Annotated in this window: 16 protein-coding genes; 3 read left to right on the plus strand and 13 right to left on the minus strand. The window is 71.7% G+C overall.

What is annotated here, in order from left to right; genetic code table 11:
* Nucleotides 1-81: 81 nt before the first annotated feature.
* From VF647_08200 to VF647_08245, 10 genes are all read right to left on the minus strand, one after another.
* Entirely contained in the window at nucleotides 82-1290 is a 1209-nt protein-coding gene (locus VF647_08200) for an IS4 family transposase (protein ID HEX8452063.1), read from the minus strand.
* 162 nt (nucleotides 1291-1452) lie between these two features.
* The gene (locus tag VF647_08205; GenBank protein ID HEX8452064.1) at nucleotides 1453-2931 is read right to left on the minus strand and encodes an ATP-binding protein; all 1479 of its coding nucleotides are present in this window, start codon (nucleotides 2929-2931) and stop codon (nucleotides 1453-1455) included.
* Complete coding sequence (locus VF647_08210; protein HEX8452065.1) at nucleotides 2928-4328, minus strand: ATP-binding protein; 1401 nt, start codon at nucleotides 4326-4328, stop codon at nucleotides 2928-2930. The genes VF647_08205 and VF647_08210 overlap by 4 nt, the downstream gene beginning before the upstream one ends.
* Nucleotides 4325-5992 (minus strand): FAD-dependent oxidoreductase, encoded by a 1668-nt coding sequence (locus VF647_08215; GenBank protein ID HEX8452066.1) that lies wholly within the window; start codon nucleotides 5990-5992, stop codon nucleotides 4325-4327. The genes VF647_08210 and VF647_08215 overlap by 4 nt, the downstream gene beginning before the upstream one ends.
* A 136-nt stretch (nucleotides 5993-6128) precedes the next feature.
* A complete protein-coding gene (locus tag VF647_08220) occupies nucleotides 6129-7571 on the minus strand; it encodes a 1-acyl-sn-glycerol-3-phosphate acyltransferase (GenBank protein ID HEX8452067.1) in 1443 nt (480 codons plus the stop codon).
* A gap of 352 nt (nucleotides 7572-7923) precedes the next feature.
* Complete coding sequence (locus VF647_08225) at nucleotides 7924-9060, minus strand: class I SAM-dependent methyltransferase (GenBank protein HEX8452068.1); 1137 nt, start codon at nucleotides 9058-9060, stop codon at nucleotides 7924-7926.
* Entirely contained in the window at nucleotides 9057-11300 is a 2244-nt protein-coding gene (locus tag VF647_08230) for a cyclic nucleotide-binding domain-containing protein (GenBank protein ID HEX8452069.1), read from the minus strand. Before VF647_08230 ends, VF647_08225 begins: the two co-directional genes overlap by 4 nt.
* Before the next feature lie 330 nt (nucleotides 11301-11630).
* The gene (locus tag VF647_08235) at nucleotides 11631-12629 is read right to left on the minus strand and encodes an NHL repeat-containing protein (GenBank protein HEX8452070.1); all 999 of its coding nucleotides are present in this window, start codon (nucleotides 12627-12629) and stop codon (nucleotides 11631-11633) included.
* Nucleotides 12630-12781: 152 nt separating this feature from the next.
* The gene (locus VF647_08240) at nucleotides 12782-13519 is read right to left on the minus strand and encodes a LytTR family DNA-binding domain-containing protein (protein ID HEX8452071.1); all 738 of its coding nucleotides are present in this window, start codon (nucleotides 13517-13519) and stop codon (nucleotides 12782-12784) included.
* Entirely contained in the window at nucleotides 13516-14499 is a 984-nt protein-coding gene (locus VF647_08245; protein HEX8452072.1) for a histidine kinase, read from the minus strand. The genes VF647_08240 and VF647_08245 overlap by 4 nt, the downstream gene beginning before the upstream one ends.
* 207 nt (nucleotides 14500-14706) lie before the next feature.
* On the opposite strand from VF647_08245, the gene VF647_08250 reads away from it, so the two are divergent.
* The 3 genes from VF647_08250 to VF647_08260 all read left to right on the plus strand — a co-directional run bounded on the left by VF647_08250 (nucleotide 14707) and on the right by VF647_08260 (nucleotide 18302).
* A complete protein-coding gene (locus VF647_08250) occupies nucleotides 14707-17223 on the plus strand; it encodes an ABC transporter permease (protein ID HEX8452073.1) in 2517 nt (838 codons plus the stop codon).
* A gap of 147 nt (nucleotides 17224-17370) precedes the next feature.
* Nucleotides 17371-17919 carry a Panacea domain-containing protein gene (locus VF647_08255; GenBank protein HEX8452074.1) on the plus strand — a complete coding sequence of 183 codons (549 nt, stop codon included), beginning with the start codon at nucleotides 17371-17373 and terminating at the stop codon, nucleotides 17917-17919.
* A 5-nt stretch (nucleotides 17920-17924) separates the two neighbouring features.
* Entirely contained in the window at nucleotides 17925-18302 is a 378-nt protein-coding gene (locus VF647_08260; GenBank protein HEX8452075.1) for a hypothetical protein, read from the plus strand.
* A gap of 500 nt (nucleotides 18303-18802) precedes the next feature.
* Here VF647_08260 and VF647_08265 read toward each other — a convergent pair whose 3' ends face one another.
* From VF647_08265 to VF647_08275, 3 genes are all read right to left on the minus strand, one after another.
* The gene (locus tag VF647_08265; GenBank protein ID HEX8452076.1) at nucleotides 18803-18967 is read right to left on the minus strand and encodes a hypothetical protein; all 165 of its coding nucleotides are present in this window, start codon (nucleotides 18965-18967) and stop codon (nucleotides 18803-18805) included.
* A gap of 110 nt (nucleotides 18968-19077) precedes the next feature.
* Nucleotides 19078-20355, minus strand: coding sequence for a hypothetical protein (locus tag VF647_08270; protein HEX8452077.1), 1278 nt, complete (start codon nucleotides 20353-20355; stop codon nucleotides 19078-19080).
* Between the two features lie 223 nt (nucleotides 20356-20578).
* On the minus strand, nucleotides 20579-20812 hold the full coding sequence (locus VF647_08275) for a hypothetical protein (protein HEX8452078.1): 234 nt from the start codon (nucleotides 20810-20812) through the stop codon (nucleotides 20579-20581).
* Between the last annotated feature and the right edge of the window lie 13 nt (nucleotides 20813-20825).

Here is a 20825-nt window from a genome sequence, read left to right on the forward strand (position 1 = left end):
CCCCATAGGCGTTAACTTAAGGCCTTAAACTTCTTGATTTCAAGGAGTTGCATCGTCCGCTTTCGGGGTGGCTCTCGGAGCCTACGCCGTACTTCGCGTCCCCGCTCCAGCAGCACGCTGGGCAGGCAGGGGAGCGCGACCACGGCTAGGAACGCGTCGCACGCTTCGCGGAACTCTCGCCAGCGACTCCCTGGCCCCTCCGAGAGGGAACCCCCAGGGGGAAAAAAGACGAGATTCCTCGCCGAGTCTCTCGATCAGTAGCACCGCCAGCAGCTTTGCATAGATCCAACTTCGCACCGCTTCCGCATCCTGGTTCGGAGCGCTGCCTGCGTCGAAGAGCGACTTCAGGCGCTTGAAGCCGAGCTCCACCTGCCAGCGCGCACGGTAGAGCTCCAAGATCTCGGTCGCGGAGAGATCATCCAGCCCGGGAGTCGCCAGTACGAAGATGTACTCCGACAGCTCGAGTGTCTCCTCGCGGACCGTCCTCCCCTTCTTGCGCGCCGTCTTAAGCAGACGCTCCTTCGCCTGCTGGGCCGCGCTGGCGCTCTTTCGGACGGCGCAGAGGCGCGCGTCGTACTCTTTGCCACCGGCCTCGAAGCGTACTGGCCACGAGCCCGGCACGTGCTCCACGAGCGAGCGCATCGCGGCGAGGAGGTCCAGCCGCTCACCTTTGGAGCTTAGCAGAGGAAAGCTGTTGGAGTTGAGCCGCACGACCACGTCTCCGCCGCGCTCCAGCACGTACGCCACGCCCTCGCGGTGACAGTATCCGCGGTCTCCCAGGATGATGTCTCCGAGCTCGACCGGAACCCGCATGTACGTCTCCCCGCCCGTGGAATCCGTGACTTCGGCGAAGTCGCACGTAAGGGTCGGCAGGCCCAGCACGTAGTGGAGCCGCCAGTCCGCAACGCCGCTCCCCGACACCCGCACGTGCGTCGCGTCAACAATCCGCAGCCGCCGCCCGGCGGGAACCGCATCAAGGGACGGCCGCCGCGCTCCCTCGGCAAACACCGCCTCGGCAAGCGCCCGCAGCCACGGACCTGCGCTCCGCATGCGCTTCATCAGCGCCACACTGGAGATCCTGGCCAAGCCCGCGGTCGCCGCCCTCGCGGATGCGTGCTGCAGAGACAGGCCCGAAGCCGCGTAGAGGAAGACCAAGCGGAGAAGCACGTCCGCATCGGCGACCTGACGGGCTCGTCGGAGAGCGCCCGTTGAGCGGGCGAGTTCTCGCCAGTTGTCGGGAAGGAAGCGGGTGATCACCGCCCACTCTTCCGCAAGGATGTCGGCTCTCATGGAATCCACGATAAGCCGGCTCGTTGCCACGTGCAAGCCTTAAGTTAACGCGTATGGGCTTCAGCCCCCGGCGATGCCCGGGCGCCTGCGATGCGGGCGCCGGTCCCCCTCCCGCCTCCCCAAACCTGCGAAGGCAGGTTTCCCGCGGTTGTTGCAGCGGTTTCAACCGCCGGGTGGCACCAACCCGACCACCGCCCCCGCCTTCGGCGGCCCCGCGATCGGCAGCGAAATGCGAAACCGCGTCTCGCCGGGGCGCGAATCCACGCGGATGGTGCCGCCGTGGCGGCGGTGCACGATGCGGCGCACGATGTCCAGCCCCAGCCCGCTTCCCTCACCCACGCCCTTGGTGGTGAAGAACGGCTCCCAGATGCGGGTCCTCAGCTCCTGCGGGATGCCGGGTCCGTCGTCGGCGATCTCCACCGTGGCGTGGTCGCCGTCCCGCGCGGTCCGCACGACGAGGCGGCCCGCGCCCTTCATGGCATCCACCGCGTTGTCGATCAGGTTGGTCCACACCTGGTTCAGCTCACCCGGGTAGACGCAGACGCGCGGGAGGGTCCTGTCGTACTCGCGCACCACCTCGATGCCCCGCTTCAGCTTGTGGTGGAGGAGGGTGAGCGTGCTCTCCAGGCCGGCGTGCAGATCCACCTCCTGCAGCTCGGGCGCCTGGTCCAGGTGCGAGTACTCCTTGATGGAGTGCACCAGGAAGGAGATGCGGTCGGCGCTCTGCACCACCTCGCGCAGGAGGGCGGCGGCGGCGAGCGTGGAGGCCAGCCACTGCACCGTGTCGCCCAGCCGCTCGGCTCCCATCCCCTCAGCCACCTCCTCCAGCCGGGCAGGCGACACTCCGCCCTCCACCAGCGTCGGCGCCAGCTTCCATGCCTCGGCCACGCCGTGGTCCTCCAGCCAGTCCGCAACCTCGTCCTCCAGCCCGCTCCGCTCCAACGGCCGCATGGGGGCGGCGGTGGCGCAGTAGGCGCGGGACTCGGTGTGGAGGCGGTCCAGGAGCGCCTGCTGCTCCGGCGCGAGCGGGTGCTCGTGGAGGCGCAGGGCGGCGCACTGTGCATCGTCCACCGTCTCGTCCAGCTGGGCGGCGGCGCGGCGCACGGCGGCGGCGGGGTTGTTGAGCTCGTGCGCCAGGCCGGCCGCCATCCTCCCCAGCGCGGCCAGCTTCTCCTGCTGGCGGAGCTCCGAGTCCACCTCCTGCACGCGCCCGGCGAGCGCGGGGAGCACCGTCTCGGCCACCGGCGCGCAGCTCACGATCAGCTCGCGCAGGCGGGGGACGGGTATGCGCAGCGCCTCCACATCCCCCACCGCCGTGCCCGTGGCGATGGCGGGGCCGCCGGAGAGGATGGAGAGCTCGCCGCTGAACTCGCCCACCTGGTGGAGGGCCAGGAGCAGCTCCTCGCCCCCCGCCGTCTTGGTGATGCGCACCTCGCCGGCCAGCACCACGAAAAGGTACTGATGCGCGTCGCCCTGCTCGAACAGCCGCGCGCCGGGCGGAAAGGTGACGCGCTCGCCGTAATCGGACAGCATCTCCAGCTGCTCGGGGGTGAAGCGCGGAAAGAGGCGCCGCTCCTCCGGGTCGTGCAGCATCGCCCGGCCGCTCCCCGCGGGGGGCGATGCATCGGTGGGGGCGGTCACTCCTCCCCCGGGCCGCGCAGGGGGAGGCGCACGCGGAAGCAGGTGTCGCCGGGACGGCTCTCCACCCCCACGTCGCCGCGGTGCTGCCGCACGACGATGCGGCGCACGATGTCCAGCCCCAGGCCGGAGCCTTCGCCCACGTCCTTGGTGGTGAAGAACGGCTCCCAGATGCGCTCCTGGATCTCGGGCGGGATGCCGGGGCCGTCGTCGCGGATCTCCACGATGGCGTCGCCGCCGCGGTGCACCGTGCGGATGGTGATGCGTCCGCCAGGGGCCACGGCGTCCAGCGCGTTGTCCAGCAGGTTGGTCCACACCTGGTTCAGCTCGCCCGCGTTCGCCCACACGCGCGGGAGCGACGCGTCGTAGTCGCGCTCCACCCGCGCGCGCCGCTCGCCCGTCTTGTACGCCAGCATGGTGAGCGTGCTCTCCAGCCCCTCGTGCAGGTCGGTCTCGGTGCGGGCCTGCGACTCGTCCATGTGCGAGTAGCTCTTGACCGACGCCACCAGTCCGGAGATGCGGATGGCGGCGTCCTCCATCTCGCGCAGCAGCAGCTCCGCCTCCAGCCCGCCGCCCAGCCACGCCACGGCGTCGCGCACCGCCTTTTCGGGAAGGGATGCGGCCAGCTCCTCCAGCTCCGCCGTCCCCATCCCGCTGGCCACAAAGGTCACCGCGAGCGTCCACGCCTCGGGGACGCCGCGGTCCTCGAGCCAGGCGCCGACCTCCTCCTCGCGCTCGCTGGCCTGCAGCGGAGCCAGCCGCTCGGCGGGGCCGGAGGTCATGGTGCGCGTGAGGAGCGCGGCCAGCGAGGAGAACTGCACGACGCCCAGGTTGCACCCCGCCAGGTTCACCGTGCGCTCGGGCAGCACGCGCAGCCGCTCGCGCATGTGCGAGGTGGCCCTGCGCAGCGCCGCGGCGGGGTTGTTCATCTCGTGCGCCAGCCCCGCGGAGAGCCTCCCCAGCGCCATCAGCTTCTCGCGTTGCTGCTCGGCCCGCGTCGTCTCGCGCACCCGGTCGGTGAGGGCGCCGATCAGCCGCGCCTCCAGCACGGGCACGCGGCGCAGCATTTCCGGGAAGTGCTCGCGAGCGATGCGGGCGGCGCGCGTGTGCGCCAGCGCCCGCACGGTGCCCACGTAGTGCGTCATCCGGCTGAAGGGGAGGAGCCCGGTGACGTCGCCCGCCTGCCTCGTGACCAGGCGCGCGTCCGCCATCCCCTCCTGCCCGTACTGGATCTCTCCGTCGAGGATGATGAACATCGACTCCGCCGGGGCCCCCTGCGGCGCGATGGCCTGCCCCGGCGCGTACTCCCGCTCCTCCGCGATGGAGGCGAGGTAGTCGAGCTCCTCCTCGGCCAGGTCGGCCAGCAGGGGGACGGTGCGCAGGTCGTCGGGGCGGATCACAGCTCGGCCAGGTAGCGGTGGATGAACTGCACGGCGATCGCGCCCTCGCCCACGCCCGATGCGACGCGCTTGACCGAGTTGGCGCGCACGTCGCCCGCCACGAAGATCCCCGGCACGCTCGCCTCCATCAGGAAAGGGTCGCGCTCCAGCTGCCACCCGCGGGGCCTGCCGCGCCCGTCCGCGGGCAGGTCCGGGCCGGTGAGGATGAAGCCGTTGCGGTCGCGCGCCACCACGCCCTCCAGCCACTCGGTATGCGGCGCGGCGCCGATGAAGATGAAGAGCCCCGCGGCCTCCACCTGCTCGCACTCGCCCGTCTCCGCGTTGCGCAGCGTGAGCCGCTCCAGGTGGTCGTGCCCCACGATCTCCTCCACGGTGGTGTGGGGGAGGATGCGGATGTTGGGCGTCTCGCCGATCTGGTCGACCAGGTACTGGCTCATGGTGGCGGCCAGCCCCGCGCCGCGCACCACGATGCAGACCTGGCGCGCGTAGTTGGAGAAGTACATCGCCGCCTGCCCGGCCGAATTGCCGCCGCCCACCACGTAGACGTCCTCGCCGCGGTACGCCGCCGCCTCGGTGGCCGCCGCGCCGTAGTAGACGCCGCGCCCGGAGAGCTCGTCGCACCCCGGCACGTCCAGCTTGCGGTACGACACGCCGCTGGCGATGAGGAGCGCGTGGCAGGCGATCTCGCTGCCGTCCGCAAGGATCACCTGGCGGTAGGGCCCGTCCACGCGCACGCCGGCCACGCTCTGCGGCGCCAGGATCTCCGCGCCGAACTTGCGGGCCTGCATCACCGCCCGCCGCGTGAGGTCCGCGCCGCTGAGCCCGGCGGGGAAGCCGAGGTAGTTCTCGATGCGCGAGCTCTGCCCCGCCTGGCCGCCGGGCGCCTCGCGCTCCAGCATCACCGTCTTGAGCCCCTCGCTGGCGCCGTACACCGCCGCCGCCAGCCCCGCCGGCCCGGCGCCGACGATGGCCAGCTCGTAGAACTTCTTCTCCGCGCGCGTGCGCAGCCCCACCGCCTCGGCCACCGTGGCGAGGTCGGTGTGCTCCAGCACGCGCCCATCCTCCAGCACCACGGCGGGGAGCGCGGTGTCGGGAGCGAGCCCCGCCTCCAGAAGCGCGGCGGCGGGGTCAGGCTGCGCCTCCAGGTCCGTCCAGCGGTAGGGGATCTGGTGGCGGGCCAGGAAGTCGCGCAGCGCGTGCGCCTCCGGGTTCCAGCGGTGCCCCAGCACGCGGATCCCCTCGAAGCCCGGCCGGTACCCCGCCTGCCAGTCCTCCATGAGGTCGTCGAGCATGGGGTACAGCGACTCCTCGGGCGGGTCCCACGGCTTCAGCAGGTAGTAGTCGATGTGGGCGCGGTTGATGGCGCGGATCGCCGCCTCCGTGTCCGCGTACGCCGTGAGCAGGGCGCGCTTGGCGTCCGGGAAGAGCTTGGCCGCCTCCTCCAGGAACTCGACGCCGGTCATGCGCGGCATGCGCTGGTCCACCAGGAAGAGCGCCAGCGGCTCGTTCTTGCGCTTCAGCTCGCGCACCGCGTCCAGCGCGACGGCGCCGGCCTCGGCCCTCACGATGCGGTAGCGCTCGCCGTAGCGCCTGCGCAGGTCGCGGGAGACGGCCTGGAGCACCTCCGGGTCGTCGTCCACCGCCAGCATCACCGGCTTTGCCATTCTTCGTACTCCTTGATTCGAAAGAACTGCCTGGCCTCACACAGAGACACAGAGACACAGAGAAGGAAGCAGAGAGACACCTCCCGCTTTTCTCTCTGTGCCTCCGTGTCTCTGTGTGAGATGCTGTTTCGTTGCATCAGGTAGCGACCGCGATCGCCGCCGGCTCCTCGGCGGGGAGGAGGTGGGCGATGGAGTTGGCGTAGTAGCGCAGCACGGCCTCCTCGCCGGGCGCGGGGCGAAAGAGGCCGTCCGCGTCCTCGGTGACCAGGTGGCGCAGGGTGAGCATGCGCAGTCCCACGGTCACGGCGTAGTCCAGGTCGCGGCGCGGGACGTAGACGCGTGCGCCCGCGGCCTCCGCGCTCTGCGCCAGCGCGTGCACGCCGGCCTTGAGCTCCAGCTCGCTCAGCGGCCCCGCGCCGCGCAGGAAGACGGTGGCCGCCAGCGAGACGGGAAGGACCGGGATGGCCGCGCCGACGGCGCGCATCAGCTCGGCGCCGAGCTCCTCCACCACGGCGTGCCGCTCGTCGCCGTGCAGCGCGCGCGGGTCGATGCCGCGCGCCTCGCAGTGGGCCCGCATGGAGACCGGCGTCCCGAAGCAGGCGCAGGCGTAGCCGAAGCGGTGCCAGCGGTTGCGCGCCATCAGCCACAGGTTGCGCCGCACGAACGCCAGCGAATTGCGCGCCGCCTCCCAGCGCCCCGGCTTCGGCCGACCGGGGAGCACGTCGGCCAGCAGGGTGCGGTCCTCCAGCACGCGGTCGTAGTTGAGGCCCACCGGCACGAACACCAGGTCGCGCTCGCCGTGCGGATCGAAGGCGCGCAGGATGTAGTCCAGCAGCCCCAGCTTGGGCGGGCGCAGGGCACCGTCGCGGCTCAGCCCGCCCTCCGGGTACACGGCCTGGGTGACGCCGGCCTGTGTCGCCATGAAAACGTAGCGCTCCAGGACGCGCCGGTACAGCGCGTTGCCCGAGCCGCGGCGCACGAAGTAGGCGCCCATCGAGCGGATCAGCATGTGGAGCGGCCAGATGCGCGCCCACTCCCCCACCGCGTACGACAGCGCCGCCCGGTCGGAGGCCAGGTAGCCGACGAGCACGTAGTCCATGTTGCTGCGGTGGTTCATCACGAACACCACCGTGCTGCCGCGGGGGATGCCGGCCAGCCCCACCTCGTCGCTCCACCCCAGCCGCACGCGGTAGAGGAAGCGCGCCACGCGCCGCGCCATCCAGTACCCCACGCGGAAGTACAGGTACGCGTTGAAGGAGGGGACGATCTCGCGCGCGTACCGCTCCACCTTTGCCATCACGACCTCGCGTGGCATGCGGTGCTCGCGGGCGTGGGCCTCCGCCGCCTCCACCACGCGCGCGTCGTACACCAGCCGGTCGATCAGCACCTGGCGCTTGGTGAGCTTGAAGGGCGGGATCTCGAAGGGTAGCCTCGTGTTCAGCTCCTCAATCACCCGGTTTGTCCGCTGCCGCACCAGCCAGCGGACGCTGGGCACCATCAGCCTGTCCAGCGCCGCCCACGCGGCGAGCAGGAAGAGGAGGATGGCGGCCCAGAGGGGGAGGGTGATGGGGCGGTCCACGGGGAAGTGCGTGAGTGCGTGAGGGGCCGGCGGTTGAAACCGCTGCAACAACCGCGGGAAACCTGCCTTCGCAGGTTTGGGGCGGTGGGGGGGCGGCGCCCGCGTCGCCGGCGCCCGGGCATCGCCGGGGGATAAATCCCCCGGCTGGAACCACGCGAAGACGGCTGAAGCCGTCTCGTGCGCGGAGTTCTCCCCCTCACCCGCCCTGCGCCCCCGCAGGCGGGGGAGGGGGCCGGGGGGAGGGGGCCCACCACGCACCCCAAGCCCCCTCTCTCGATAACAGAGGGCGGAGCCCTCTCCTGTTATCGGGAGAGGGGGCAGTCGAGTGTAACGAGACGGGGGTGAGGGCCCCTCACGGCAGCCGCATCACCACCCGGTACGCCTGGGTCAGGTCGCGGCGGAAGGCGTCGGCGCAGCCCCAGAGGTAGATGCGGAAGACGCGGTACAGGCGCGTGCCGAAGCGGCGCTCGATCTCGTCGCGCGCGCGGTCCAGGTTGCGGGCCCAGGCACGGCAGGTCAGCTCGTAGCTGTGCCGGTCGTCGTGCACCGAGATCAGCTGGAACGGGGTGGCGGCCACGTCGGTCAGGTACTCGTGCAGGCACATCAGGGTGCCGTCGCCGGGGTAGACGCGGCTCTCCAGGAAGGTGGAGTGGCTGTGCTTGCGGCGCGTGGCGCTGGCGTCCAGGTAGATGCGGCCCCCCGGCTTCAGCAGCGTCTGGTACTTCTTGAGCGTGGCGGGATAGTCCGGGAGGTGCTCGGTGACCCCCAGGTTCACGATGGCGTCGTACGGCTCGTCCGGCGTGTGCTCCATCAGGTGCTCGCGGACGACGCGGCAGGGGAGCCCCTCGCGGTCGATCAGCCCGCGGATGAAATCCTCCGACACGCGCGAGATGGTCAGCGAGGTGACGCGGATCCCCAGGCGGCCCGCGTGCTCCGTCATCGCCCCCCACCCGCCGCCGATGTCCAGCAGCCGGTCGCCGGGCTGCGCGCCGACCGAATCCAGCGCGAACTCGATCTTGCGCGTGATGGCGTCCTCGAGCGGCTCGTCGTCGTGCTCGAAGATGCCCTGCGAGTAGCAGCGGTGGCGCGTGTCCAGGAAGCTGAGAAAGAACTCGGAGTCGTTGTCGTAGTGCTCGGCGATGAAAGCCGCATCCGCCTTGGTGCGCCCGAACATCAGGGGGCGCAGGAAGCGCCAGGCGTAGCGCAGCGGGTGGCGGTCGCTGAGCGACTCGCGGATCTCGAAGGCGCGCTCGAAATCCCCTTCCACGTCCAGGCTGCCGTCCACGTACGCGTCCGCCACCGCCAGCTTGTCCATGGAGGCGAGCGCGGCGGCCGCGCGCTTGTCGCGGATCACCAGGGTGAACACCGGCGCTCCTTCCCCAAACGAGCGGAGCGAGCCGTCCATCATGCGGATGGCGAACGAGGGTGCGCCCGTGGCGGCGATGCGGCGTTCCACCTGGCGCAGTACGGGGATGTCGGTGGCGATCATGGTGTGGGCGAGGGTAAGGTGGGGGCCGCGCGGGAGCCCAGCAGGGCATCCAGCCGGCCTGCTTCGCGCCACCCGGCGATCGCCTGGCGCGCGTGGTCGTATCCCGCCTCTACGATCTCGTCCAGGCGGGGGAAGTCCATCATCCCGAACCGCTCGATCGGCGGCCGGAAAGCGAAGTCGGCGTCCAGCAGGGTGACGCGCTGGCGGTAGGTGGCGTGCAGGACGGTGGCCCGCATCGCCACTTCGAGGAGTGAGGGGAAGCGCACGGGCGCCCCGCCCATGAAGCGCGCCCGCAGCACCTCCCACGCGCTGGGCACGCGCTCGCAGGTGAACCCTTCGTCGGACTCGATGGACACCTCGGCGGCGAAGACGGTGCCGCACCCCAGCTGCCGCGCCACGTCCACGGGGACGTTGTTCACCAGCCCGCCGTCCACCAGCAGGTGGTTGCCGTGCAGCACGGGCACGGCGAAGGCGGGGAGTGAGCTGCTGGCCAGCACCACGCGCCGCACCAATCCCTCGCGGTGCACCACCATCTCGGCCGCCGTCAGGTCGCTGGAGACGCAGAAGAACGGCGTCCACAGGTCCTCCACCTCCAGGTCGCCGTGCACCTGCTTGCCGGTGATCTCGGGGAGGCGCGTGCCCACCAGCGAGAGGATGGGGAGGGTCCATCCCTTGTGCGGCGCCATCTTGAGGTAGACGTGGCGCTTGGCCTCCACGATGCGCGCCGCGTCGAACCCCTGCGCGTACTGCGCGGCCACCAGCGCGCCCATGCTGGTGCCGCCGATCAGGTCGATGGGGATGCCGGCCTCGTCCATCGCGCGCAGCATGCCGACGTGCGCCAGCCCGCGCGCCCCGCCGCCCCCCAGCACCACCCCGACCGTGCGCCCCGCGAGGAGGCGCGCCACCCGCCCGAAGTCTCCGTCGCGGTCCCAGCGCACGTGCTGGTGGCCGTCCACGCCGCGGTCCTGCAGCCAAGCGCGGGTCCTGGAAGGCGCCTTCGATCCGTCGGGGTGCACCAGGACCAGGGTGCGCGGCGCGGGGAGCCGCCCGTCGTCCGCGGCGGCGAGCGAGCGCTCCAGGTCGCCGGGCTTCGCGTCGCCGCGCGCGTCGGCGACGAGCAGGACGCGGTCGGCGCGGCGCAGGCAGCGGCGCGTCCAGGCGGTGGGGCGCTCGTCCGCCTGGTAGAGCACGAAGCGGTTGGCCGTCTCCTGTCCCTCCAGCCAGGCCAGGAGGTGCGCCACCTCGTCGCTCTCCCACGCCTGCGCGATCCCGGGCTCGGCCATGCGCGCCTCCACCTCCGCCGCGTCCAGGCGCAGGACGGAGCCGTGCGGGGCGAGCGCGCGCGCCAGCCGCTCCACGAACTCGCGGGTCGGCACGCCGGGCGTGGCGGGGAGGATGGCGACGGCGGAGACGCGCGGCGGGCCGGAGGGCGGCGGCCGGTGCAGCCGCTCCGCCAGCCGGAACGCGACCGCGCGCAGCAACCCCGGCCTGCGGGTGGAGAGCGCGTCGAACTCGGCGGGGGTGAAGCCGACCAGGACGCTGTCGCGTACCGCCTCCACGCGCTCGGGGCGCCGGTCGCTTCCGAAGAAGGCCGCCTCGCCGATGCTCTCCCCCGGCCCCGCCTCGCCCAGCACGCGCGGCAGGTCGTCGGCGCCGAAGGCAACGATGCGCACGCGGCCGCTGAGCACGAAGTACAGCTCGCCGGCGTGGGTGCCCTGCTCGAAGAGGAGCTCGCCGCGCGCGCGCTGCATCCACCCCGCGGTCGACTCCACGTCGTCCAGCAGCGCCCGGTCGAAGGCGCCGAACACCCCGTGCAGCCGGCAGAGGAGCTGCCTGTGCCGCACCCGGTCGCGCGCTTCGCGTATTTCGGGGAACTCGGCGACCAGGCGGTCCGCGTGGTGGCCGTCCACGCACGCCAGCCGGACGGGCGAGTCCGCCACCAGCGCCAGCGGCCCGCCGGTGCCCGCGAGCACCTGCATCTCGTCCAGCGCCTCCCCCGCCTCGAAGGTCCGCACGGTGACCTCGGGCGCGCCGGGCGCACGGTCCACGGCGCGCAGCCGCCCTTCCAGCACGAAGTACAGCGCCTGCGTGGGCTGCCCCGGCCCGAACAGCGCTTCCCCCTCGCCGAGCGCGACGGTGCCCGCCGCCGACGCCAGCGCCCCCGCGGCATCGGGGCCCAGGGCGCTCCACAGCGCGTCGTATTGGATCGGGTCCGGGAGGGTGGACGCGTCGCGGGTCATGCGCGTCGGGTGTGGCACGGGAGGGGGTGGGTCACGGCCAGTCTGGCAGGATAGTGCGCGACGGCGGGGACTGCAATGATTGCGGGGGGCCCTCACCCCCGCTCGTTCCTCGCTGCCCCCTCTCCCGATAACAGGAGAGGGCTGCGCCCTCCTGTCATCGAGAGAGGGGGCGAAACGGCACAGAACCCGTAGGGGCAGACCTGCGTGTCTGCCCACCCTCGCCGCCACCCCGATCTCTGCGATTCACACCGACCCTCGTAGGGGCCGCCCCACGTGGCTGCCCGTGCTCGCCCGCGCGCCGAACCTCGCGCCTCGCACCCACGCCCGCGCTTACCGCGGAACGTCGTCGCGGCGGCCGGGGCGCAGGGGGACGATGGTCGCGGGGCCTGCGTGCGCCGGGCGGGTGAACCCGGTCACGCGCGCCAGGTCGAACACCTTGAGGCCGGCACCGGTGATGTCGTCCATCCGCAGCACGCGATCGTCCCTCGGCAGCGCGACGTACAGGCGGTCGTACATGTCCGTGGCGACACCGCGCGGGGAGTTGATCCCGGTTCTGTACTCCGCCCACCCCGCGCCCGTGATGTCGTCGATCTTCACGATGCGGTTGTTGAAGAAGTCGGAGGCGTAGATCCGCCCCTTGCTGTCCACCGCCAGCCCCGTGATGGAGTTGAACTGGCCCCTCCCGCCCCCGTGCGACCCGAACGCCGTCCATCCGTTGCCGGTGATGTCGTTCATGCGCACGATGCGGTTGCCGTCCGCCACGTAGATCCGCCCCATCGGGTCGATGGCCGTGTGCTCCGGGCGCTCGAGCTGCCCCGGACCCGTCCCCGGCCCGCCGATCAGGCGCAGCTCGCGGCTCGCCATGTCGTAGCGGAAGACCTGCTTCGTGGAGCTCAGCACGCCGTAGATCACCAGCCCCGTGGCGTCCACGTCGAAGTCGAGGGCGTTGTGCAGCCGCCCGTCCAGCATCTGCCAGCCGGGGGAGGGGAGGAGGACGCGCGTTTGCGGCACCCCTCCCGGGACCAGCGCGATGAGGCGCCCCTGCGGCCCCAGCCCCAGGCGCGGCGCCGTCGTGGTGGTGTTCGTCACGCGGAAGTCGCTCGCCAGCTCCTGCACCGCCGCGCCCGCCATGTTGTCGATCCGGATCGCGTGCCCGGTGTTCAGGCCGATCAGCAGGGGCACGTCCGGGCGCGTCGTCACGAGCGGGATGGCGCGCACCGGCGGCCTCCCGGTGACGGGCGTGCCCGCGCGCACCACCTGCGCGGCGGCGGGCGAGCCGGCGAGGACCGCAACGGCGAACAGGGCGCGTGCGATGGAGTGGCTGCGCATGAGTGCTCCGGGACCGGGGGGAGGTGCAGCAGGCGGGCCGGGCAATATGCTGCGCGTCGGAAGGGTGGGGAAGAGTGGCGATACGCCGCGCCGCCTGGGAAGGCTTTTCTCCTATGGCTTGCGGTTCCCTCTGTGTTCTCTGTGTGAGGCTGTTACTTCCCCAGGCTGCGGATCTCCTGCGCACGCGCGCGGCTCACCGGCACGCGCGCCCCGTCGAGCATCTCCGCCTCCAGGTTGCCGCGGAGGTCGGGCCTGAAGGCGCGCACCTGGTCCAGGTTCACGATGTGCGCCCGGTGCACACGCGCGAAGCGGCGCGGGTCCAGGCGGGTGACGAGGCGGCTCAGGGAGAGATGGAGCACGTGGCGGGCGCTTCCGTCGTGGGCGATGACGTAGTCGCCATCTGCCTCGAACCACGAGACGCGCTCCACCGGGAGGGCGGCCAGAGCCCCGCCGATCCGCACGAAGAGCCGGGTGATGGGCCCTCCGCCCAGCGCGCCGCTCAATCGCTCGATGGGATCGGCCGGCGCCGGCTCGCCGATGGCGGCGCGCACCCGTTCCATGGCGGCGGCCAGGCGCGTGGGGCCGAACGGCTTCAGCAGGTAGTCCACCGCGCCGAGCTCGAAGGCGGTCACGGCGTGCTCGGAGTAGGCGGTGGTGAAGATGACGAAGGGCGGCCGCTCCAGCCGGCGCAGCACCTCGGTGCCCAGGAGCCCCGGCATCTGCACGTCCAGGAAGACGAGCTCCGGCCGCAGCGCCTCGATCCCCGCGACCGCCGACTCGCCATCGGCCGCCTCGCCCACGACCTCCACCCAGTCGAAGGCGCGCAGCATCGCGCGCAGGCCGGCGCGCGCGACCGGCTCGTCGTCCACCACGTAGCTCCTGACCTTCATCCATCCCTCCCGCGCCGCGGCACCACGAGCACCGCCTCGTAACCGCCGTCCGCGGACGGGCCGCACTCCAGCCGCGCGGCGCCACCATGGAGCACCGCCAATCGTTCGCGAAGGCGCGCCAGCCCCGTTCCCGTGCCGTTCGCCGAGGCACGGGCGGGGCCGTCGCCCGTGTTGCGCACCGACAGCGTCAGCTCGCGCGCGTTCCCCGCGGCGCTGACCACGATGTCCGTGGCGGCCACGCGCGGCGCGGCGCCGTGGAGCACCGCGTTCTCCACCAGCGTCTGCAGCGCGAAGGCGGGGACGCGCTCGCCGAGCAGGGCGTCCGGCAGCTCCGAGCGCACGGCGAGGCGCTCGCCGAAGCGGATCCGCTCGATTGCCAGGTAGCGCGATACGAAGCTCCACTCGTCGCGCAGCGTCACCTCGTCGCGCTTCTCCTCCAACGTGGTGCGCAGCAGGTCCGCCACGAGCTCCGCGGCTTCGGCGGCGCGCTGCGGCTCGATGGGGATGAGCTGCACCACCGTGTGCAGCGCGTTGAAGAGGAAGTGCGGCTGGAGCTGCGCCCGAAGCGCCGCGAGCTGCGTGCGCGCGGCCATGGCCTCGGCGCGGGCGACGCGCGCGGAGCCCTCGAAGGCGAGCGTCACCCCGGCCACGATGGGATAGAGGATGGTGCCGATGAACAGCATCTCGCTCCCCGGCCCGGCCATCCGCCGGACGGCGTCTAGGCGCGCCACGAAGGGGACGCCCAGCAGCAGCGTCTCCCCCGCGCTCGACAGCAGGAGCCAGGCGGCGGCGGCTACGGGCGCGGCAACGAGGTGCATCGCCAGGAAGCGAAAGCGGAACGGCCGCGGCCACGGAACCCGTCGAACCATGCGGCTGACGGCGTAGGCCACCAGCAGCCCGGCGGGAATGCGGATGGCGGCGGTCCGGATCTCTTCCGCGGTGAACGCCGACGCGGCCTCGCGGACGGACTGTTGGATCAAGTGTAGTGCGAGCAATCGCGTATCGTGGAAAAGGGGGATGGCGGGGCGCTGGATGATGATATCCACACGCGACTCATCCCCGCGACGGCCCGCGCCGCCGTTCAACGGTCCCGATCTGCCATCCGGCGAAAAGCGGCTTCCGGGATGCCGTGCGGCCCTCCAGCTTTGCGGCAGCCGCTCGATCAATCGCTCTCAGCCGCCATCGCCATGCCGCTTCCGATCAGGTTCACCAGACGCAGCCTCCCCGCGGGGCTTGGCAGCATGTCGCTCGACGTGAAGCTGGGCTGCCGGATGCTGGTGAAGCATCCGGGGCTGACCATCGTGGGCGGGCTGGCGATGGCGTTCGCGGTGTGGGCGGGCGCCATCACCTTCGAGATGGTGACGCAGTTCGTTCACCCCACCCTGCCGCTGCCGGACGGCCATCGCATCGTGCAGGTGCGCGTGTGGGACGCTGAGAAGGGCGCGGTGGAGCCCCGCGCACTCCGCGACTACGCCGTCTGGCGCGAGGCGCTCACCACGGTCACCGACATCGGCGCCTACCGCGACCATTCGCGCAACCTTGTGGCGCCCGGCGGCGGCGCGAGCCCCGTGCAGGTCGCGGAGATCTCGGCCACCGCGTTCCGCATCGACCCCAGCGCCCCGCTGCTGGGCCGCGTCCTGTCCCCCGCGGACGAACGCCCCGGCGCGCCGCCCGTCGTCGTGCTCGGCTACGACGTGTGGCGCACGCGCTTCGCGGGCGACGCGGGGGTGATCGGGCGCAGCGTGCGGCTGGGGGAAGGGTACGCCACGGTCGTCGGCGTGATGCCGGAGGGCTTCGGCTTTCCCGTGTCGCACGACGCCTGGATCCCGCTGCAGACCGACGTGCTCGACCAGCCGCCGCGCGACGGGCCGCCGGTCACCGTCTTCGGCAGGCTGGCGCCGGGCGTCTCGTTCGATGAAGCGCGGGTGCAGATCGCGGTGCTCGGCGCGCGCATGGCGGCGCAGCACCCCGCCACGCACCAGCACCTGCGCCCCCAGGTGGTGCCGTACACCTCGTCGTACGCGGAGATGACGCCCAGCAACCAGGCGTTCATGCTCTCGTTCAACCTCTTCGTGCTGATGCTGCTGGTGCTCGTCTGCGGCAACGTGGCGCTGCTGCTCTTCGCCCGCGCCTCCGCGCGCGAGACGGAGCTCGTGGTGCGCAGCGCGCTGGGCGCCACCCGCGGGCGCATCGTGGCGCAGCTCTTCGCCGAGGCGCTCGTGCTGGGCGCCGTGGCCGCCGCGGTCGGCCTCGCAGCAGCGTACATCGTGCTGCGGCGCTGGGGGATGGAGTTCCTGGAGGGGAACCTGGGGCGGCTCCCCTTCTGGTACGACGTGCGGCTGTCGCCCGCGGCGGTGCTGTACGCGTGCGGGCTCACGCTGCTGGGCGCGGCCATCGCGGGCGTGCTGCCGGCGCTCAAGATCACCCGCGGCCTCAGCGGACGCCTGCGCCAGGCGACGGCGGGCGGCGGAGGGGTGCGCTTCGGCGGGGTGTGGACCGCCGTCATCATCACCCAGGTCGCCTTCACCGTCGCCTTCCCGGCCGTCACCTGGGTGGTGCAGCGCGAGCTGGCGCGCGTCCGCTCCTTCCCCGCCGGGTTCGCCGCCGAGCAGTACCTCTCCGCCCAGCTCGAGATGGACGCGCCGGACGCGGGTGCCAAGCCGGACGCCGCGAAGTTCACCGCCACCCTCGAAGCCCTGCGCCAGCACCTGGCCGCCGAGCCCGCGGTCGCCGGCGTGACCTTCGTCGACCGGCTTCCGCGCACGGGCCACGTGGAGCGCTTCATCGAGCTGGACGAGCCGGCGCCCGCGCCGGGCCGCACGCCCGTTGTCGCTCCGCTGCGCGAGGTGAGCACCGCGCGCATCGATCCGTCGTACTTCGACGTGCTGCGCGCCCCCATCCTGGCCGGCCGCCGCTTCCACCCCGGCGACCTCGCGCCGGACTCGCGCGCCGTGATCGTGGACCGCGGCTTCGTGGACCAGGTGCTCCAGGGGCGCGGCGCGGTCGGCATGCGGGTGCGCTTCGCCCGCGAGCAGCGCGGCGGCCCGCTGGCCGACGACGCGCGCCCCTGGTACGAGATCGTCGGCGTGGTGGACGAGCTCGGCATGGGCGCGGCGACGCAGCACGGCCGCGCCGCGGGCTTCTACCTGCCGGCGGCGGCGGGAAGCACGGGCCCGCTCTTCGTCGTCCTCCATGCCCGCGGCGACCCGCTGGCGCTCGCCCCCCACCTGCGCGAGATCGCGGCGGCGGTGGACCCGGCGCTGCGCATCTCGGAGGTGCAGCGCGTGGACCAGGTCACGAGCGGGGTGCTCTGGTTCCTGGGGGTGTGGCTCAGGATCACGCTCGCGCTCACCGGCATCGCGCTGCTCCTGGCGCTGGCGGGCATCTACTCGGTGCTCTCCTTCACCGTCGCGCGCCGCACGCGCGAGATCGGCGTGCGCGTGGCGCTGGGCGCGAGCCCCCGCCGCGTGGTGGCCGCCATCTTCCGCCGCCCGCTGACGCAGGTGTCCCTGGGCGTCGCCGCGGGCGGAGCCGTCATCGCCGCCGCGGCTTTCGCCTCGTCCGGCGGCGGCTTCACCGCGACGCGGGTCGCGCTCCTGATCTGCTACGCCGCGTTCATGCTGGGCGTCTGCCTCCTAGCCTGCGTCGTCCCCACCCGCCGCGCCCTCCGCGTCGAGCCGACGGAGGCGCTCAGGGCGGAGTAGCGGGGCCACGACGGGTGCCGGATGTGCGGTGTCTCGTGGGCGGGGGCGCTGGTTCCGGGCCAGGCTGGAGAGCGGCTCGAAATCCTTGCGGCGGGTGATCTTCGGCTTATATTTGGTAGTCCTGCTAACCCGCAACCGATTCCGCTCATGGCGCTTACCTTCCGCGAGCGACCCGCCACGGAGGCCGCGGCCCGCCTGCTCCACAGGAGCGGTGGGGCGCTGCCGTACATGAAGCTCATCAAGCTTCTCTACCTCGCGGACCGCAAGGCGCTTCTGGAGCTGGGGCGGCCGATCACCTTCGATCGGTACGTCTCCATGAAGCATGGTCCCGTGCTGAGCCAGACGTACGACCTGATCGTTGCCGAGGAGGCGCCGGGCGAGCGCAGCTACTGGCGCCAGCACATCACCGAACCGAGCGGCTACGCCGTGCGTCTGATGGGCGAGCCCCCGCGCGGCGCCCTGTCCCCCGCCCAGGAGAAGGTGCTGGACGAGGTGTTCGCCGAGTTCGGCGCCATGGACCGCTGGAAGCTGGTGGACGTCACCCACACCCTCCCTGAGTGGCAGGACCCGCACGGCTCTTCCATCCCCATTCCCCTGCGCGACGTGCTGCGGGCCGGCGGGGTGGACGAGGAAGCCGCCGACGCCATAGAGCGCGACATCCAGGCCGAAGAGAGCCTCGCCCGCCTTCTCTGGTAGCGCCGGTGCGGATGCTTCACGCCGGGCGCGCCCTTCTGCTGCGCGATGCAGCGATGGGTACGCACCTCTGGTTCGTTCTTACCGATCCCGACCCGCAGGCGATGGTCGTGGTGATGCTCGTCTCGGTGAAGCCCCACACCGACCGCACGCTCCAGCTGGACCAGGGCGACCACCCCTTCATCCGTCATCCCTCGGCGGTCGACTTCGGCACCGCTCGGTACGTCCCCGCCGGCAAGCTGGAAGCCGCGCTCGCGTCCGGCCGGGCGGAGCTTCATTCCGATATGTCCGCCACGCTTCTGGGCCGCGTGCGTGCCGGGCTCCTCGCCTCATCGCGCACCCCCAACGAGATCGCGGATTACTGCCGGGCCAGGTTCACGGCCTGAGTTCACGCCTTGAGCGGACGAGGCGCTCAGGGCGGAGTAGCCGTCATGTGAACGCTAGTCCACTCTCGCGGGCGTCGGGGAGACTCCCTCGAACGCCTCCGGCTCGACCGGATCACGAAACAGCACCGGCGGGATGCGCCACCTGCGTGGCCTGTCCCGGCGGCGACCGCTGTTGCCAGCCGCAGGTGAATCGTTCCCAAGTGCCATGGGGGTGGGCAACAGAGCGGCCTAGTGGATGTGGACGGCGGGGGCACTGCGGCGTCGCGTGCCCCGTTCCGTTCGGAGCACCGCACGCTTTTCGCCGCCACATATTTACGCGATGTGCACGCACTCGCCCAAACCTCGATCCGCCCGGAGGAGGGGGGAAGTGGACAGAAGTTGTCCCCCTCCTGCTGGCGGAAAGAGTGAGGGGATGGCTATCCTTCCGACGCGCTATCCCGGCGCGAATCCCCCCATTCAGGAGTTCGGAAAATGCGTGCTGCCAACCGCCGTCCGGCCTATTACCTCATCCTGGGCGTCGCGGCCGTCCTTGCGAGCGCGGCCTGCGAGTCTGGCGATCCCACCTCCGCGAGGATCGCGCCCTCGGTGCCCGCGCGCGCGGGAATCGGATTTGGATCGGGAAACGTCGTCGACACTGCTTCGTCGGCCACAACGGCGGAGGGCACGGAAAACTCGATGGCCGCCGATTCGGGATCGACGGCCACCACCAGAGGGGGTGTAACGTTCGGGTCGGGGAACTAGCGGGATTGGGGTGCCCCCGGCGTGCGCCTCCTCCTCAGGCCACCCACTCAGCTCCCCAGGGCCCGCTCGAAGAGCGCGCACGCCTTGGCACCCAGCCGGAAATGCGCTTCTCCAGCAGCACAACGAAGTCGCGCAGGTCGGCATCCTCGTCCGGCTTCGGGCGCGCCGGAATGCGAGAGCGGACAATTCCGACCAACATGAGGGTCAGGCGTGCAAGCTCCCGGTCATTCCGCGCTGTCGCCCACCGCAGAACCGTTTGTGCCTCCTGATCGGCAGCTTCCCAATCCCCCACGAGACGGTACGAGTCGGCCAGATGCCAGCGGGCGACTCCCTCCAGACCGGGATTCTTCTCCACGAGCTTCAGAGCACGCCGGCGAAGGAGTGCGGCTTCCTCCACGCGCCCGGCGCCCGCGGCTGCGCGGGCACTCAGCGCGAGGACTACGGAGCGCGGGGCTGGCTGCGTGATCAGCCGGAGCGTGCTTTTCAGCACGTGCGCCGCCGTTCTGAAACGCCGTTCGAGGACGAAGAGCAGGGCCACGTCCGCCGCGAAGAACGGGAGGCGCCGGTGGGTCTTGGGATACAGGGCAAGCGCCCGGCGCGCGCGCTCGCGCGCTTCCTTGAACCGGCCTCTCACGATCATGAGGGCACAGAGGTCGTGCTGCGCCTCGGCCGCCAGCGAAGGCGGGCCATACTTCCGCGCCAGCGCGGAACCGCTGTTCAGGTGGGTACGCGCACAGTTGACCCGCCCCAGCTCCTTGCACAACGTGCCGTAGCCCAGGTGCGCGCGGGTCAGCTCGATCTTGTCCCCGCGGTCGCGCGCGAACCCGATCGCCCTCTGGAACCAGATCTCGGACCGCTCGAATTCGTTGGCGCCGCGTGTCACACGGCCCGCGAGATTGGCGAGCGCGGGACTCGTGGGCGACACGAGCGCGCCAGCCTCGGCAAACTCGATGGCGGTCTGCACATGATCGTTTTCGAGCGCCCACGCGACGACGGCGGCGCATGCTTCGCCCAACGCGGCGGGGTCGGCTGGCACCGGCGCGCTCCGCAGGTTCCAGAAGGTATTCAGCGCGCTGGTGAGTTCGGGCGCGCAGGCAGGGGCCTCCGTCCGCTTCGAAAGGGCGCGCGCCCGCGCCGCCGGGTCGGAATTGAAGAGACGCGCTCGCTCGCCGGCAGTGCATTCGGCCCACATGCGCAGCTGCCGAACGTCCTGCCAGAGCACGATCGCGAGCGCGGGCGGAACTTCGTCCAATATCGCGGCCTCACGCCGCCGCGAGTGCGGCGGAGGTGGAATGATGCGCTCTTCGCCCATTGGAATCGTCCGGGGGTACAACGGGACACAACGCGACAGGATACGCACGCCGCGCATCGCCCGCCAGCCCGGACACTGAGACTCCGGCGGGGCGGTCAGGATCGATTCCATGCGCCATCGTACCATCACCAGAGAATCCGGCATGAGACCCACGAGGGGCTGAGCATGCCAGGGCAGACGCAGGCTCGGGTTGTCCCGTGCAACCCTGATCCTCGGTGGTCGGCTAATTCCCCGACCCGACCATTCCCCCGCCCGGTGCGGCGGCGGCCATCGTGTCGGAAAGCTCGGTGGTGTTGAGGTTGCTACTGTTCACGGTCGTGGTGTCGCTGACGTTGCCTGAGCCCACCATTCCGCCCCCGTCGTAGCGCGGCGCATGAGGCTGCATCGTTGCGGCGGGATTGGCGCCGCAAGCGGCGGCGGCGGCGAGGGCGGCGAGGGTAAGGCGGAAGTAGCGCATGGGGTTGGGCTCC

The organism is Longimicrobium sp. (assembly GCA_036387335.1).
GTDB lineage: Bacteria > Gemmatimonadota > Gemmatimonadetes > Longimicrobiales > Longimicrobiaceae > Longimicrobium.